The sequence below is a fragment of the Blastococcus sp. SYSU DS0539 genome (assembly GCF_054050855.1).
In genome coordinates this window covers 153,233-169,061 of the sequence record NZ_JBJHAF010000007.1, presented here as the reverse complement: position 1 = coordinate 169,061, position 15,829 = coordinate 153,233, and the positions used below count along the sequence as shown (strand labels likewise).

Genomic DNA, 15,829 nt, shown 5'->3' with positions numbered 1-15,829 from the left:
GGAGAGCGCGACATGCCCGCCACCAGCACCCCCGCCGACAGCACCCCCACCGAGAGCACCGCCACCCCGCAGAGCATCGAAGGAGAACCAGCCATGACCACCGCCACGACAGTTGCCGCTCTGACCACCGGCCGGGAGGACACGCCCGACGAGCCGTCCGCGACCGAAAACGCCCGACGTGCCGGGATCGAGCAGCGCGAGACCGAGCACGTCGACCTGGCCGGCGCCGGCAGCGCAGGCGGCGGGACAGCCGACGACGGCGGGCAGGCACACCGGCTGGTGTGGCTGGACCCCCGGGAGCTGGCCGTGCACCCCCGCAACATCCGCGACGACCTCGGCGACCTGTCCGGGCTGGCCGACTCCATCGCCGCCCAGGGCGTGCTGGAGGCCCTCACCGTGATCCCGCACGCCGCCGCCGACGGGACGCCGGGCCATCAGCTTGTGGCTGGGCACCGCCGGGCTGCCGCCGCGGTCCTCGCCGGCCTCACCACGGTGCCGTGCGTGCTGCGCCCCGACCTTGCCCTCGACCGTGACGCCACCGACGGCGACCGGGCCGCCCAGGCCGGGCACGTGGGCGCGATGATGGCCGAGAACCTGCACCGCCGGGGCCTGTCCGCGGTGGAGGAAGCCCGCGGCGTGCAGGCAATGCTCGACCTCGGCGTGCCGCTGACCAGGGTCGCCAAGTCCACCGGGTTGGGCCGGCTGGACGGCGACACCGCCGCCGCGGTCGCCGCTGCCGGACTGACCCTGGACCAGGCCGCCGCCGTCGCCGTCTACGCCGGCGACCCCGACACCACCGCCGCCCTGATCGCGTCAGCGGGGGAGGGACCCGGGCAGTTCGCCCACGCACTGACCCGCGCCAAGCAGGCGAAGCAGGAAGCGGAGCAGGCAGCCGCCCTACTGGCCGAGCTGACCGCCGCCGGGCGCACCGTCCTGGACGAGGACACCGGCCGCGCCGCCACCCGGGTGGCCAACCTCGAGCACGACGGCTCGCCGCTGACCGCCGACGGCCACGCCGGCTGCCCCGGCTCCGCGGTCTACGTCTGCACCACCGGCTGGCAGGGACCGCAGCCGGTCGAGGTGTGCACCGACCCGGCCGGCAACGGCCACCGCGCCCGCTGGACGGCCACCGCCCTGCCCACCAACGCAGCAGCCGAGGAACCCAGCGAGGCCGAACGGGAGGCCGCCTCGGCCGAGCGGCGGACCACCATCGAGAACAACAAGGCGATGGCGGCGGCGGACGAGACCCGCCGGGAGTGGATCAAGGGCCTGCTGCAGCGCAAGACCCCACCCAAGGGCCCGCTGCGGTTCGCCGTCGAAACCATGGCCGCCGACCCCCGGGCACTGTCCCGGTGGCTGTCCGGGCGACCCAACCGGGCCCAGGACTCCGCCGCCGCCGACCTCGGCATCGACGCCCCCGGCCAGTGGTGGGCCACCCCGGACAAGCCCGCGCTCACGCTGACCAGCGGCGAACACGTGCCCGACGCCCGGCTCCCCGTGGCGCTGCTGGCCCACATCGCCGGCGCCATCGAGTCCGGCCTGCACCGCCAGTCCTGGCGCAACCCCGGCGCCGGTGACGCCCGCTGGCTGCGGTTCCTGGCCTCCTGCGGCTACACACTCGCCGACATCGAACAACAGATCATCGACGCCGCCGACCAACCCACCGCCGACCCCGCACCCGGCGCCAGCTGACCGTCGTCCGGCTGCCCCCGCACGCCCCGCGGGGGCGGCCACGCCGAGGCGGGGGCCGGTTTCATGTGGCCAGCCGGCGGCGGGGGGCGCGCGAGGCCCCGCCGCTGGCGCGTCGAGACCAACCGTCAGCAAGCTGCCGGCGGGCCTGCCGGCCCGACGCGCTCACCCACCCCGCGACCGCTGCCCGACACCCGCGCCGACGGCCGCGCCTGTCAGACCCCATCGGCACACTCACCCCCGACCCCCGCTGGCCGGGAGAGGGAGAACCCAGTGATCTTCGAACTCAGAGCCGCCGACCTCGACCCGGTCGGCGTGGAGAACGCCCTGCTGCGCGCCGCCCTCGGCGACTACTCCGACGAGGCCGCGATCCTCCTGCTGATCACCTCCGGCCACTGGCTGCCGCAGCTGCAGCACGCCGGGCTGATCACCATCGAAGGGGTTTCAGGCTGTCGCGGCGTACAACGATGACCTGCCCCCTGGATGGGCTTACATCACCATGTTCGTCACCGGCGGCGCTCGGGCAGAGGCACCGGAAAGGCACTCATGATCGCGACCACGAGGAACTGCAATCAATCGCCGGCTGCTGATGCTGCGTGCTGTCGTTCGCGTTAGTCCGCAGGCACGGGAGGAGCTGTACCAACCTCTATTGGCACACCCGTCTCCCGGGATAGGCGCGTTTCTAGCTCCTCGACCGTGCCGTCCAATTCGTCGGCAGCAACTTCCACGCGAATGCTGGAACCGTCGGCGCGCGGGATCGCCGCCCGCACCGCGGACTCGGTAGCAAGCAGCCGGCGTGCCGTTTCGCGGAGGATCTTCGGCGAGTACGTCGTGCTAACCACTTCGATGACCACTCCAGGGTGATCCTGGACTACCTCGTCAAGGACGCCAGCTGGCGCCTCGCCATGCCAGTAGAGCCTCAGCTTCTCGGTATCCTTGAGGAGCTCGATCGCGGAGAACTGGCGTCGATCGCCGAGTGCGTTCGTTATGGCGTGGGCCGCACTCGACAAGTCATCTGAGGTAGCCGTCCCTGGCTCACCAAATGCGGCTACTTTGATTTCTTCAGACGGAGTAGCCGGAGGTTGGGCAGAATTCTGTTGGGTGGCGCAGGCTGCTGATGACATCACTCCTGCGAGGATGAGCGCTACGGTGAATCGCGCTGTGCGTGTCCGCATGTGTTGACAGTACTCCCTTGGAGACGGGGGGAGGGGTGAGCCCGGCTACTCTGGGCCAGCTCACCCCTCCCTGTCTTGGATCCCTGTCTTGGGAACAGCCTACTGTTCGATAACGCTCCAACCGAGTTGGTTGGTGATGGAGATGACGGACGTGGCGTAGACGGTGGGGCTGCACTTCCGTCCATTCTCGGCCGTGCTGCCCGGAACTCCAAGGCATTCAGCAGGGGAGTTCATGGGGATCGCCGAGATAATTCCCACGGCGTATCGCTTGTAACTTCCCGAGTAGGTATCGTAGGTCACCTCGTAGCCGGGCCCGCCACTGTCGCCGTTGCCCGCCGCCGGGGTGCCGCTTTTTTGCTGAGTCATGAATCCTGTGATGTTGGACAGCTTGCCGTTGTCGAGCTTGTAGAGCACACCCGTTTCGGTCACGACATTTCCGCAGACGAGTCCCGAGTAAGATCCGCTGTAGCAGAGCTCTTGGTTCTTGTAGGCGTTACGGCCGCCGTTGATCTTCGTGTAGTTTGTTGTGTCATAGGCCCCGATCCACATGTACGGCTGGGAGAAGCCGCTATCGATGATGGCGCCGTCATGATCCCAATCGAATGCAACGGTCTTGCCCCAGAGGTACGTGTTGGCGCCCGAGACGACCCAGTCATTACCCAATTCGCTCGTCCCGCAGTGAGCTGCAAACATCATGCCTTGCTTGGCGGGGTCTAATTGGCTCCTGACTGCGAAGCCGGAGGTGCATCCGGATGCGCGACCGTCACCGAGTGGATGATAGATGCGGGCTCCGCCAAGGTGGTAGCTGTAGTCGTACTGGCGAGTGCTTGCAGCCACAGGGGCTTGCGTGTCGACGGTAGTCGGGAAGCCCGTCGCGGCCTGTAGTGCAGCTTGGCTCGGGCGATTCGCGAGCGGGACCGTCGGATCAAGTGACACAGCCAAGCCGGAGCCGTCGTACCGTGCGTGCGCGGATTCGACATTGGGATTCGACGCGAGCAGCCGACGAGCAGCTTCTCGCAGCAGTCCCGGCTTGAACCGGGTCTCACGGAATTCCGTGGAGACATCCGGCTTGGTGCTGATCATGCCGAGCACCGCGGCTGATGGCTTGCCGTGCCAGTAGACGATGACCTTGTCTCGCTGCAACGTGACTTCTACTGCGGCGAACTGGGGATCGTCGACGAACCTGCCTGAGAGTTCGCTGGCGAGCGCTCCCATGTTCTCCGGGACGGGTGGCAAGGTCAGTGCGGACTTGTCGATGGCACTACCTTGCGGGTCGACTCTCTCCATCTCCGCCGTTCCAGGCGCGGGGAGCGGCAGAGGTGAGGCGAGTGCTGGTCCTCCCAGGGATATCGCGAGTCCGAGGCTTGTCAGCGACGCAAGGAGGAGTCGTGTACCTGGCCGGCGCGAGCGCGTCCGGCGATGGTAGGGGGCGCAGGTAGATGAACGGTGACTCATCACTCTCCTCTGGGCTGGACGCCTTTGCGTGGCGTGATGGCACCCTTACAGTCCGTATCGACGAGCGCAAGACCCTTGGCGCCGAGACCGGAGTCGGGGTGCGGCGCTGAGACGAGGCCGCGTGCGGCCGCCGAGCTCCACGTGCAACGGACGTGACATGCGACCGTCGTCGCCGCGGAAGAAGGCCAAGACCGGTCCCGCTGGGGACGCGTCGCTAGATGACCGATTCCATGGGTTTGTCGTCTGATGCGATCAGTGATCCTGGGGTTGTGCGCCGATGTGATGGTTGCCAAATGACGGCGGTCGGCGCCAGGACGCGTTGCAGGACGCGGACCCACACACCGGTCGGGGGCCGTCGGGATGTGCCCGCCGGGATGTTCGAGGTCGAGCTGGCCTTCGAGGGTGTCGTTGATCGACTCGATCACCAGCCGCAGCGGCTTGAACAGGCGCGCTCCGGGCGGAGGAGTCTCCCCGGCGCGGGCCCGGCCGCAGCAGCGTGATGCCATGGTCGCCCAGCGTGGTCTCGAACAGCGCCGAGACCGTCCGCCGTGGACCGTGCTGGGCGACCTCGGCGCGGCTGCAACCCTCACCAGCGGCCGCCTGCCCGGACCCGGCGAAGCCATCGTCGCCGAATCGGCCGCTGGACTGCTGGGCCTCGACGGACCCGCCGGCTACGTCGCCTGGGGCGCACAGGAGGCCGCGGTGGTCGGCACATTCACCGCACGCGAGCCATTCGGTCAGCTGGACAACGGCGTGCTCATCGGCTCCCCCGCAGGGGCACTGGCACCGGCCTCGACCATGTACGTCGTCATCGGGAACCCCGATGACGTCGGCACCACTCAGGCACAGGTCCTCCAATTGGTCGACGCCCCCTCACCCACGGACCTGCAGGTCCAGCCCCCCGCGGAGCTGGCGGAACTGCAGAGCCAGGTCAGAGAGGACGTCGGAGCATTCGGGCGATCGCTGCTACTGCTCGTACTGGCCGCCGGAGCCGCGCTGACCGGGATCGTCGTCCTCTCCGACGTTCTCCTCCGGCGCACCGACCTCGGCCGACGACGCGCCCTGGGAGCCACCCGCTCGACGCTCATCGCGCTGGTCACCCTGCGCACCACCATCGCCAGCACTGCTGGTTCCATCCTTGGCGCGGTGCTTGGAGTGTTGCTCGCCATCTGGACCGGGAGCCTCGCGCTTTGGTCATTGGTTGTAGGGGCCTTAGTGCTGGCCGTACTGACCGCCACCCACAGCAGCTCTCGCCCCGGCCGCCGTAGCCGCCATGCGTGACCCGGTGCGCGTCCTCCGTACGCCGTAGCCCCTTGGACACCGGGCTAGCCCGTCGGCTCGCTCTTGCGCAACGCCATTTGCGTGAGGACCGACCTCTCGGTCTGATGACGCGTTCGCTATCGCTTCGCTTTACCTCTTCAGACATGAAGCGCTTGCCCCATCTCTAAGGTCGCAGTTTGACGGGTTAGGCCGACCAAGTCCCCGAGACCATCAATGGGCTGCCACAAAGAACCCATGAGCCGACCGCCGCGCTGACCCTGTTCTCGCAACATCCAACGCTTACCGATAGCACCCAACCCCCTCACCAAATAACGTGAATAACGGCACGCATGCTACCTTCGGAGGTAGGTCGGGCCCCGCTTCGCGGGGCCCATCGGCGTTTCTAGGGGTGACTTGTTGGTCATTGTCGGGTGGCGTTGAGAATGCATGGCGGGATGAAGGTCTACGCCGGTGCGCCGGCGGCTGCCCGGCAGTATGTGGAGGCCGACCGGGGCCGGGCGGATGACTACTACCTGACCGAGGGCGCCGGTGTGGCCCGCCGGTTCGGCGTCGCCGAGGGGCGGGTGACCGAGCTGGCGCCGCTGACCGGTGACGCCTACGAGACGTGGGTGGCCGGCCGTGAACCGGGCACCGGGGAGCCGCGGGGTCAGCTGCGTGGCGACGGGCATGCGGTGCGGTTCGTCGAGGTGGTGGTCAACGGCCCGAAGACGTGGTCGCTGGCGGCCGCGCTGCATCCGGACATCGCGACGGCGTATGACGCGGCGCAGGCCCGGGCGGCCGAGCAGATCATCGGTTGGCTCGGGCGGCACGCCACCACCCGGGTTGGTCCGCGCGGCGGGCAGGTGCAGGTGCCGGTCGAGGTGGCCGAGGCGGTGACGGTGGCGCACTACACGTCGCGGGCCGGGGATCCGCACCGCCATCTGCACCTGCAGATCAACGCCCGGGTGTTCGCGGCCGGGAAATGGCGCGGCCTGCACACCGTCGGCGTCCGCGATTCCCTCGCCGCGATCAACGGTATTGGGCACGCCGCGGTTGCCTGCGACCCGCAATTCCGCGCCGCGCTCGCCGCGCACGGGTATGCATTGGATGCCGGTGGGGAGATTCGGCAGCTTGTGGATTTCGTGGGCGCCTTCAGTGCGCGAACGGCGCAGATCGCCCGGAACATCGACACCTACGAACGGGAATGGGCCGCGGCGCATCCCGGCGAATCCCCCGGCCCGGCGTTGCGCCGCTCCTGGGACGCGAGAGCGTGGGCAGCGGGCCGCCCGGACAAGGTGCTGCCCCAGCCGGGGGAGGACCTCACCGCACGGTGGCGGGACGAGCTGGCCGCGCTGGGCTACCGCGATCGGAATGCTCCTGTCGGCCTGACCCCCACCCCGGTCGGCGGCCTGGACCGGGAGCAGGTGGCCGACCGGGTGTTGGACCGGCTGGGCGCCGCCCGCTCGGCGTGGAACGCCGCCGACGTGCGCGGGGAGGTAGAGCAGCTGCTCGCCGCCGCCGGCATCGTCACCGATCCGGCGGTGCGCATCGAGCTCGCCGAAGACGTCACCGCCCGTGCGATGGGCCGGTGTGTGCCCCTGCTGGACCGCCACAGCCCTGCCGAGGGGGTGCCCGAGCACATTCGGGCCTGGACCTCAGGACCGGTGCTCGCCGTCGAGGCGGATCTGTCCGCGCACCTCGCCTCCCGCGCCACCGATCGCCCGGCCGGCGTCCCTGGCCCCGGCCTGACACAGCCGGTCGACCTCGCAGCCGGTGGCACGCGGCTGGATGCCGGGCAGGCCGCGGCGGTCGCCGCGCTCGCCGGCCCGCGGCGACTGGTGGTGATCGAGGGCGCGGCCGGCGCCGGCAAGACCACTACCCTGGCCGCCACCAGGACCCAGCTCGCCGAGCAGGGTCGCCGGCTGGTGGTGGTGACCCCGACGTTGAAGGCGGCCAAGGTCGTCGCCGCGGAGGTCGGTGCGGTCGCCGGGTCGGCGGCCCGGCTGGCCTTCGAGTACGGCTGGCGCTGGAACGGCGACGGCGCGTGGACCCGCCTCGCCCTCGGCCACCCCGACCCGGTCACCGGCCGTACCTATGCCGGACCGGCCGACGGGGCGCGGCTGCGGGCCGGTGACCTGCTCGTCGTGGACGAGGCGGGCATGCTGGACCAGGACACCGCCAGGGCCCTCCTGACGATCGCGGACGAGTGCGGGGTGCGCGTCGCCCTGCTCGGTGACCGGCATCAGCTGCCGGCGGTCGGTCGCGGTGGCGTCCTGGACCTCGCCGCGGCCCAGGTCGACCCGGCCGAGCACCTGACACTGGTCGGGGTGCACCGCTTCATCCGCACCGACGCCACCGGCCGCACGACACCGGATACCGACTACGCCGAGCTGACCCTGGCGATGCGCGCCGGTGAGAACCCCGGGATGGTGTTCGACGCGCTGTTTGCCCGCGGGCAGATCCGGCTGCACCCCGACGCGCAGGCGCTGCGGGAGGCGCTCGCCGCCGGCGCGGCCATCTCCAACGCCGTTGACGAGCCGGTGGCGCTGGTGGTCGACACACGTGAGCAGGCCGCCGCCCTCAATGCCGTCATCCGGGACCGACTGGTCACCGAGGGCCGAGTCGACGACCGGCGCGTGGTCGTCACCGGGGCCGGGGAGCGGATCGGCATCGGCGACCGGATCGCCACCCGCCGCAACGACCGCGACCTGCAGGTCGCCAACCGCGACGTGTGGACGGTCACCGGCGTCGACCGGAACGGCGGGCTGCGCGTCACCCCCGACGGCACACCACATGTCACCCCCGCCGGGGGCGAGGAGGCCTCCGTCATCCCCACCGTCACCCCGGCCGGGACAGGGTCGCGGGTGCTGCCCGTCGACTACGTCACCGCGCACGTCGAGCTCGCCTATGCGACCACCGCGCACGGCGCCCAGGGGGACACCGTCACCGCCGCGCACCTGGCGATCGGGGAGCACACCGGCGCGGCGTCGGCCTACGTCGGGATGACCCGCGGTCGCCAGACCAACACCGCCCACCTGGTGGCCGCGGACGTCGAGTCGGCGCGGGAGCAGTGGCTCACGGTCTTCGTCCGAGACCGCGCCGACCTCGGTCCCGCCCACGCCGCCCGGGCCGCGGCCGCCGAGGCCGCGCGCTACGCCCGGTCGCGGCCGCTGGCCGAGGCCCTCGCTGAGCTGCACGCCGCGTGGACCGACCAGCAGCGCTGCCTGGACCTGCTCGCCCGCCAACAGTGGCAGCACCGGATCCTCGCCCAGGCCGTCGCACGGCAGGCCGACGACACCCGACGGCTCACCGCCCTGGAGACGAACTGCCGGCAGGCCGCGGTCGACGCCGCCGCTGCCCGCCAGGCCGCCGAGACCAGCCGCGCCCTAATCACCGCTGACACCGCCAGCATCCGGCAGGCGCTGCTGGACCGCTGGGACGCCGAGCGGGAGGCAGCCCGGCAGGCCGCCCGGGTGGTCCTCGGCGGCCCGGGTCGGCTCGGGCTCCGTCGGTCCGCTGTGGCGCGCGCCGACGAACAGCTCACCGGCTGGTACACCACGTGGGCACCGCACCTGCCGGGCCTCCCCGCCGACAACGCCCGGCTGACCCGGGCCGCCGCCGGCCCCGACGACCGTCCCGCGATGCGGGCGGCGCTGGACGCCTCCGCCCGCCGCACCGCCGAAGCCGCCCACCCCGAGAACCGCGAGCTGACCGCGGCCGCCGACACCGCACTGCGGGCCCACCAGGCCGCAGAGCGAGAGCTGGCCCGGGCCCGCCGCGACCACGACGCCGACTACGGCTCACCGGGCAAGCGCGACTACGCGCGGCAGTTGGCCGACGCCGAGCGTGCTCTCGCCGCCGCCCGCCAGCAGGTCACCGATGTCCGGGCGCGCATCGCCACCCTGCAAGCCGACCCGGCGATCCTCGCCCAGCCGCCCGAGCTTCTCAGGCAGGAGAGCAACACCTGGCGCGCCCGCCGCGACGCCGCCCAACGGGCAACCCGGACCACCCCTCGACCGACGGTCGCGTCCGACCAGGCCGTCCGTCGCCCGTACCCGGAGGACCTTCGCGACCTCACCTCACACCGCGCGCCCGACCGGGGCATCGGGCGCTGAACGGCTTTCTCCCTGCGCACCGCCTCACCCTCAGGGCATCCAAGGGGCTCTCTCGCCGGGTTGGCCGAGGAGCCCGACGGGCCCCGTGCCGTGCCGGAGGAAAACAGAAGGAAAACCGGAGGTTCTCCACAGACTCTTCCACGGCGTGTCAGCAAACGGTCCGAAACGGCGCCTTCTGTCGATGTACGGCCAGGCACACCGACCCGCTCTGGAGCCGCCATGCCCGACCAGCCCGCCGAAAACCAGCCCGCGCTGCTCACCATCACCGAAGCCGCCGAACTGCTCCGCGCCCCCGTCGCCACCCTCCGCTACTGGAGGCATCACAACACCGGCCCCCGCAGCTTCCGCCTCGGCCGCCGCGTCCTCTACCGCCGACACGACCTGCGTGCCTGGATCGACGCGAGAGCAGGGCAGACCCGTGGGCGCTGAAGAGTCCCGTTCACAGGAACAGCGCGGAGGTCACGTGGGAGACCTCGGTGCGGCTGGCCGGAGAGAACGGGACGTGCAGGCCGCGTCCTCCCCGGCCCGGCGGGCGCTGCGGGCCCGCATGGCAGCCCACCACCTGCACGCCGGGATTCCGGACGCCGCGGCGCACACAGCTCCTGCCCGCGCTGCCTTCCTGGCTCGGTTCGAGCGCGAGGTGGACCCGGACGGGACTCTGGATCCCGCAGAGCGGGCGCGTCGGGCCGAGCACGCGCGCAAGGCCTACTTCCTCCGGCTGGCTCTGGCCTCGGCCCATTCGCGCGGGAGCCGCCGGGCCGGCGGCGGACGAGCGCCCCACTGATCGCGAAGTGCGGGGGAGTGCCCTTTCGTCAGCCGAGCACCTCGAAAGGGGGTCCCAGCGACCGAGCGCACCGCGGGATCGTCGCTCAGAGACGATCGCCGAGGCCGAGACGTCGGTGGGACTCTCGAGCGCGCTCGTCGGCCATCGAGGCCCCGTACCGGCGCAACATCTGCGGGGACTTCCAGCCCATCAGCCGCATCAGATCGGTCTCGCTGCCGTTGGCCACGAGCCACTCATGGGCTGCGGTGTGCCGGAATTGGTGTGCATGCAGCCCGGGAATGCCCACGGCGAGGCCGCGCCGACGCAGCATCCGCCCGACCCCGTCGGAGGACAACGCCCCGCGGTTCTTCTCCGCCAGCCACAGCTCGGGACGGTCGGCCTGCCGCTCCTTGGCGCGGGCCCGTAGATAGCGGCCAAGCGCGAGCCCCGTCTGCTGCCCGAAGGGCAGGGCCCGCGGACGTCGCCCTTTGCCGATCACATGGGCGACGTCGTCGGTGAAGTCGAGGTCAGCCACGGCCAGCCCGGCCACCTCTGAGAGCCGTCCGCCGGTGTCCAGCAGCAGCCGGATAATGGCCGCGTCGCGGCGGTCGACGAACGAGGCGCTCTTGGCCGAGGCCAGCAGCGCGCGCAGCTGCGACTCGGTGAGCACGGGTACCGGCTTCTCCGGAACGATCGGCGGCCGCATCCGCTCCATCGGCGAGCGGTCGATCTCCTCCTCGTCCAGCAGCCACCGCATCAGCTGCTGCAGGGCGCGGTAGACGACGTTGGCCGTCGACGCGGACCGGGTGTCGATCAGGTGGGCCATGTAGGCCTCGATGTGCCGCCGGGTCAGCTGCTGCGGGCCGGGCAGCTCGCCGTCCTGCTCGAGGAACTGCACCAGCCCTTGGGCCGCGCGGCGATAGATCGTCTGGGTGTTCACCGCCCGGTTGGTGCCCTTGAGGTGGCGCACGAAGTCGCGGATCAGCGACTCCCAGGTCTCCCGCATGCGCCGAAGTTATCCGGACGCTGAGCGCTGTGCCAGACCTGCGGGACAGGATTCTCCATTGAACTAGCTGGTCAGAGGCGAGCTGCGCGCCCGGCAGGGATCGAACCTGCGACCAAGTGCTTAGAAGGCACCTGCTCTATCCGCTGAGCTACGGGCGCTCGCGCCGCCGATCATCGCATCGCCCGGCGACGGCGTGGCAGGGGTCCGCGACGCGTCGTCCACAGGGGGGAGCCCCGTCCACAGTTCGCGGAACGGCCTGCCCCGGGCGGGCCGGTGCGGCGAGGGTCGACGGCACACCGGCACCGCGCCGGCAGCGCCGACCCGGCGCCACCTCCCGAGGAGCACCGTGAACGACACCATCGTCACCGTCGTCGGCAACGTCGTCGACTCGCCCCGTCGCAACAGCACCCAGAACGGGGCGGTGACCAACTTCCGTCTCGCCTCCACCGCCCGCCGCTACGACTCCGGCAGCGAGCAGTTCGTGGACTCCGGCACCTTCTGGGTCGACGTCGAGTGCTGGAACGGCCTCAGCGGCCACGTGGCCGCCTCCATCAGCAAGGGCGATCCGGTGATCGTCCACGGTGCCCTGACGACGCACAGCTGGGAGTCGGAGAGCGGCCCGCGCAGCAGGCCGCGGATCAAGGCCTTCGCGGTCGGGTGCAACCTGGCCAAGGGCACGTCCGTCTTCCGCCGCACCCCGCCGGTGCGCACCGCCCAGCCGGCCGAGGCGGGCTCCGCCCCGACGGAGGCTCCGGCCGAGGCGGACTTCTCCGACGCCCGGTTCGACCCGGCCACCGGCGAGCTGTACGAGACCGGCACCGGCTTCGCGGACGAGGAGTCGGAGGAGGCGGCCGGGGCGCTCGTCGGCAGCTGAGCGCCGGTGGGCGCGGCCGGGCCGGCCCGGTGCCGGCCCGGCCCCCGCCCACGGGCGGACCCGATCAGTGGCCGCAGGAGTCCTCGAGCTCGCCCTCCCAGGCCTCGCGGCCCTCCATGACGGCGAAGACGGCGATCACGAACCCGGCGACCGGATCGAGCCAGGTCCACCCGACGACGGTGTAGAGGCCCAGCCCGACGAGGGTGGAGACGCTGAGCAGCACGCAGATCCAGGTCTCGGCCGCGTCGGCCAGGATCAGCGGGTCGCCGCCCAGCTGCTCGCCGACCCGGCGCTTGGCCCGGGCCAGCAGCGGCATGACCACGATCGAGGCGGCCAGCAGGACCAGGCCGACGGTGGAGGTGTCGGGCGTCTCGTCGTTCACCAGGCTCCGGATGCCCTCCACCGTCACGTAGCCGGCCAGCACGAAGAAAGTGAGGGCGACCGCGCGGAGCGCGCGCCGCTCCTTCACCTCGTCCGCGGAGCCGTGGCGCAGCCGGGCGGCCAGACGCAGCCCGACGAGCACGGCCGACGCCGACTCGATGCCGGAGTCGACGCCGAAGCCCACCATCGAGACCAGCCCCGCGAGCAGCCCCACGGTGACGGCGACGGCGCCTTCGACGACGTTGTAGGCGACCGTGAACCACGCGAGCCGGAGACCGCGCCGGGTCAGCCGCTGGGTCTCGGCCGGCGTCAGGGTGGCGGCGGTCATCGGGGCCGACCGGTTCGGGCAGTCATCGGCACGCGGCGATGCTAACGGCTGAGTCCGATCCCGTGGTGAGGTGCGCGCGGTCCACCGGGAATCCGGCGGAAAGGAGGGGCGTTGCACCGGATCGATCGATGGCAGGCCGTGACCGCACGGGCTGTCACGCGGCGCCTGCTGTCCCCTCGGAGCGGACGGCCGCCGTTCCCGCCCCCGGTAGGCTCGCCAGGCGGGATCCCCCGGAGACGACGGAAGGCTCAGCAGCCCAGTGGCTCAGTACATCTACACGATGGTCCGTGCGCGCAAGGCGCACGGCGACAAGGTGATCCTCGACAACGTCACCCTGTCGTTCCTGCCCGGCGCCAAGATCGGCGTCGTCGGTCCCAACGGTGCCGGCAAGTCCACGGTGCTCCAGATCATGGCCGGTATGCAGCAGCCCTCGAACGGCGACGCGTCGCTCGCCCCGGACGCCACGGTCGGGATCCTGCTGCAGGAGCCGCCGCTCAACGAGGAGCTCGACGTCCGCGGCAACGTGGAGGAGGCGGTGAAGCCGCTCCGCGACGCGCTGACCCGCTTCGAGGAAGTCAGCGCGGCGATGGGCGAGCCCGACGCCGACTTCGACGCGCTGATGGCCGAGCAGGGCGAGCTCATGGAGATCATCGAGAACGCCGACGGCTGGGAGCTCGACGCCCGCATCGAGCAGGCCATGGACGCGCTGCGCTGCCCGCCCGGCGACGCCGACGTCACCGTGCTCTCCGGTGGCGAGCGCCGCCGGGTCGCGCTGTGCCGGTTGCTGCTCGAGGCGCCCGACCTGCTGCTGCTCGACGAGCCCACCAACCACCTCGACGCCGAGAGCGTCGCGTGGCTGGAGCAGCACCTGGAGAAGTACGCCGGTACCGTCGTCGCCGTCACCCACGACCGGTACTTCCTGGACAACGTGGCGCAGTGGATCCTCGAGCTCGACCGGGGCCGCGCCTACCCCTACGAGGGCAACTACTCCACGTACCTCGAGACCAAGGCCGCCCGCCTCCAGGTCGAGGGCGCCAAGGACGCCAAGCGCGCCAAGCGCCTCAAGGACGAGCTGGAGTGGGTCCGTTCCGGCGCCAAGGCCCGCCAGGCGAAGAGCAAGGCCCGGCTGGCCCGCTACGAGGAGATGGCCTCCGAGGCGGAGAAGTTCCGGAAGCTGGACTTCGAGGAGATCCAGATCCCGCCCGGGCCGCGCCTGGGCAGCGTCGTGGTCGAGACCAAGAACCTGACCAAGGGCTTCGGCGACCGCGTGCTCATCGACGACCTGTCGTTCACCCTGCCGCGCAACGGCATCGTGGGCGTCGTCGGCCCGAACGGCGTCGGCAAGACCACGCTGTTCAAGATGCTGGTCGGCGAGGAGAAGCCCGACGACGGCGACATCAAGGTCGGCGAGACGGTCAAGCTGTCCTACGTCGAGCAGTCCCGGGGCGGCATCGACCCGAAGAAGACCTTGTGGGAGGTCGTCTCCGACGGCCTGGACCACATCAAGGTCGGCAACGTCGAGATGCCGTCGCGGGCCTACGTCGCGGCGTTCGGCTTCAAGGGCCCGGACCAGCAGAAGCCGGCCGGGGTGCTCTCCGGTGGCGAGCGCAACCGGCTGAACCTGGCGCTGACCCTCAAGCAGGGCGGCAACCTGCTGCTGCTCGACGAGCCCACCAACGACCTCGACACCGAGACGCTGACCAGCCTCGAAAGCGCGCTGCTGGAGTTCCCCGGCTGCGCCGTCGTGGTCAGCCACGACCGGTGGTTCCTCGACCGCGTCGCGACGCACATCCTCGCCTACGAGGGCGACTCGAAGTGGTTCTGGTTCGAGGGCAACTTCGCCGACTACGAGAAGAACAAGGTCGAGCGGCTCGGGCCCGATGCGGCTCGCCCGCACCGCGCCACGTACCGCAAGCTCAGCCGCGACTGACGCAGGACCTCGGTACGTCACCACCGACGGCCGGCCGGAGCCCCCGCTCCGCGCCGGCCGTCGGCGTCCGTGCCCCGGCGCGGCCGGCCACCTCCGTCGGGCCGCCCCTGGCCTGCCCGGCGCCGGTTGCCTAGGCTCGCCGCACCCACGTCGTGCACCCGCGCGACCGCGACAGTCTCGGCGGTACCGCGCATGGACGTGATGGCCCTGGCCAGAGCGGAGCGCGAGGACTTGCGCGACCTCCTGGCCGACCTCACCCCCGAGCAGTGGCGTGCGCCGTCGCTCTGCGCCGGCTGGTCCGTGCGGGACGTGGTGGCGCACGTGCTGAGCTACGAGAAGCTGCGGCCCCGGCAGCTGGCCGAGCGGTTCTCCCGCGGCCTGTTCATGGTCGACCGGGTGAACGCCGTCGGGCTGCGGGAGTACTCGACCCGGACACCGGCGCAGCTGATCGAACTCCTGGACGCCCACCTCAGGCCGTCCGGGCTGACCGCCGGGATGGGCGGAGCCATCGCGCTGACGGACGGGATGATCCACCAGCAGGACATCCGGCGCCCGCTCGGTCTGCCCCGCGCCATCCCGGCCGCGCGGCTGGTGCCGGCGCTCCGGACGGCCCTGTTCGCGCCGACGCTTCTCGGCGTGCTGCGCGCCCGCCGGGTCCGCCTGGTGGCCACCGACATCGACTGGACGTTCGGCCGCGGAGCGGAGGTCCGGGGGACGGCGGAGTCGGTCCTGATGACCGTGGCCGGACGCCGGGGCGTCGTCGCGGAGCTGTCCGGGCCCGGGCAGCCGCACCTCGCCCGGCAACTCGGCGGCTGAGGCCCGCGGTCGTCCTCCCGCGCGGCGCCGACCCGGC

Annotated in this window: 12 protein-coding genes, 1 tRNA gene and 1 pseudogene; 8 read left to right on the top strand and 6 right to left on the bottom strand. The window is 71.4% G+C overall.

What is annotated here, in order from left to right; translation table 11 throughout:
* The first annotated feature begins 12 nt into the window (after positions 1–12).
* Together ACI790_RS11030 and ACI790_RS11025 are read left to right on the top strand one after the other, a co-directional pair.
* Entirely contained in the window at positions 13–1,692 is a 1,680-nt protein-coding gene (locus ACI790_RS11030; protein ID WP_347059919.1) for a ParB/RepB/Spo0J family partition protein, read from the top strand.
* A 270-nt stretch (positions 1,693–1,962) separates the two neighbouring features.
* Positions 1,963–2,160, top strand: coding sequence for a hypothetical protein (locus ACI790_RS11025; RefSeq protein ID WP_347059921.1), 198 nt, complete (start codon positions 1,963–1,965; stop codon positions 2,158–2,160).
* Between the two features lie 140 nt (positions 2,161–2,300).
* Here ACI790_RS11025 and ACI790_RS11020 read toward each other — a convergent pair whose 3' ends face one another.
* The 3 genes and pseudogenes from ACI790_RS11020 to ACI790_RS11010 all read right to left on the bottom strand — a co-directional run.
* Entirely contained in the window at positions 2,301–2,699 is a 399-nt protein-coding gene (locus ACI790_RS11020) for a hypothetical protein (protein WP_456569823.1), read from the bottom strand.
* 264 nt (positions 2,700–2,963) lie between these two features.
* On the bottom strand, positions 2,964–4,151 hold the full coding sequence (locus ACI790_RS11015; RefSeq protein ID WP_347059924.1) for a chymotrypsin family serine protease: 1,188 nt from the start codon (positions 4,149–4,151) through the stop codon (positions 2,964–2,966).
* Between the two features lie 382 nt (positions 4,152–4,533).
* Positions 4,534–4,847: pseudogene (locus ACI790_RS11010) on the bottom strand (hypothetical protein); the annotation flags it as partial.
* Positions 4,848–5,177: 330 nt separating this feature from the next.
* Between ACI790_RS11010 and ACI790_RS11005 the strand changes: the two are divergent.
* The 3 genes from ACI790_RS11005 to ACI790_RS10995 all read left to right on the top strand — a co-directional run bounded on the left by ACI790_RS11005 (position 5,178) and on the right by ACI790_RS10995 (position 10,123).
* On the top strand, positions 5,178–5,600 hold the full coding sequence (locus tag ACI790_RS11005; protein ID WP_456569822.1) for an ABC transporter permease: 423 nt from the start codon (positions 5,178–5,180) through the stop codon (positions 5,598–5,600).
* 434 nt (positions 5,601–6,034) lie between these two features.
* Complete coding sequence (gene mobF, locus ACI790_RS11000; protein ID WP_347059927.1) at positions 6,035–9,694, top strand: MobF family relaxase; 3,660 nt, start codon at positions 6,035–6,037, stop codon at positions 9,692–9,694.
* A gap of 219 nt (positions 9,695–9,913) precedes the next feature.
* Positions 9,914–10,123: a helix-turn-helix transcriptional regulator gene (locus ACI790_RS10995; RefSeq protein ID WP_347059929.1), complete on the top strand. Its 210-nt coding sequence runs from the start codon at positions 9,914–9,916 to the stop codon at positions 10,121–10,123.
* Between the two features lie 440 nt (positions 10,124–10,563).
* Here ACI790_RS10995 and ACI790_RS10990 read toward each other — a convergent pair whose 3' ends face one another.
* Positions 10,564–11,463 (bottom strand): tyrosine-type recombinase/integrase, encoded by a 900-nt coding sequence (locus ACI790_RS10990; protein ID WP_347059930.1) that lies wholly within the window; start codon positions 11,461–11,463, stop codon positions 10,564–10,566.
* 85 nt (positions 11,464–11,548) lie between these two features.
* A tRNA-Arg gene (locus ACI790_RS10985) sits at positions 11,549–11,621 on the bottom strand.
* A 188-nt stretch (positions 11,622–11,809) separates the two neighbouring features.
* Here ACI790_RS10985 and ACI790_RS10980 point away from each other — a divergent pair.
* A complete protein-coding gene (locus tag ACI790_RS10980; protein ID WP_456569821.1) occupies positions 11,810–12,337 on the top strand; it encodes a single-stranded DNA-binding protein in 528 nt (175 codons plus the stop codon).
* Positions 12,338–12,401: 64 nt separating this feature from the next.
* Here ACI790_RS10980 and ACI790_RS10975 read toward each other — a convergent pair whose 3' ends face one another.
* Positions 12,402–13,046 (bottom strand): cation diffusion facilitator family transporter, encoded by a 645-nt coding sequence (locus ACI790_RS10975; protein WP_456569820.1) that lies wholly within the window; start codon positions 13,044–13,046, stop codon positions 12,402–12,404.
* A 259-nt stretch (positions 13,047–13,305) separates the two neighbouring features.
* Here ACI790_RS10975 and ettA point away from each other — a divergent pair, with 259 nt between their 5' ends.
* Together ettA and ACI790_RS10965 are read left to right on the top strand one after the other, a co-directional pair.
* The gene (ettA, locus tag ACI790_RS10970) at positions 13,306–14,976 is read left to right on the top strand and encodes an energy-dependent translational throttle protein EttA (RefSeq protein WP_456569819.1); all 1,671 of its coding nucleotides are present in this window, start codon (positions 13,306–13,308) and stop codon (positions 14,974–14,976) included.
* Positions 14,977–15,168: 192 nt separating this feature from the next.
* Complete coding sequence (locus tag ACI790_RS10965) at positions 15,169–15,792, top strand: maleylpyruvate isomerase family mycothiol-dependent enzyme (protein WP_456569818.1); 624 nt, start codon at positions 15,169–15,171, stop codon at positions 15,790–15,792.
* Positions 15,793–15,829 lie beyond the last annotated feature (37 nt).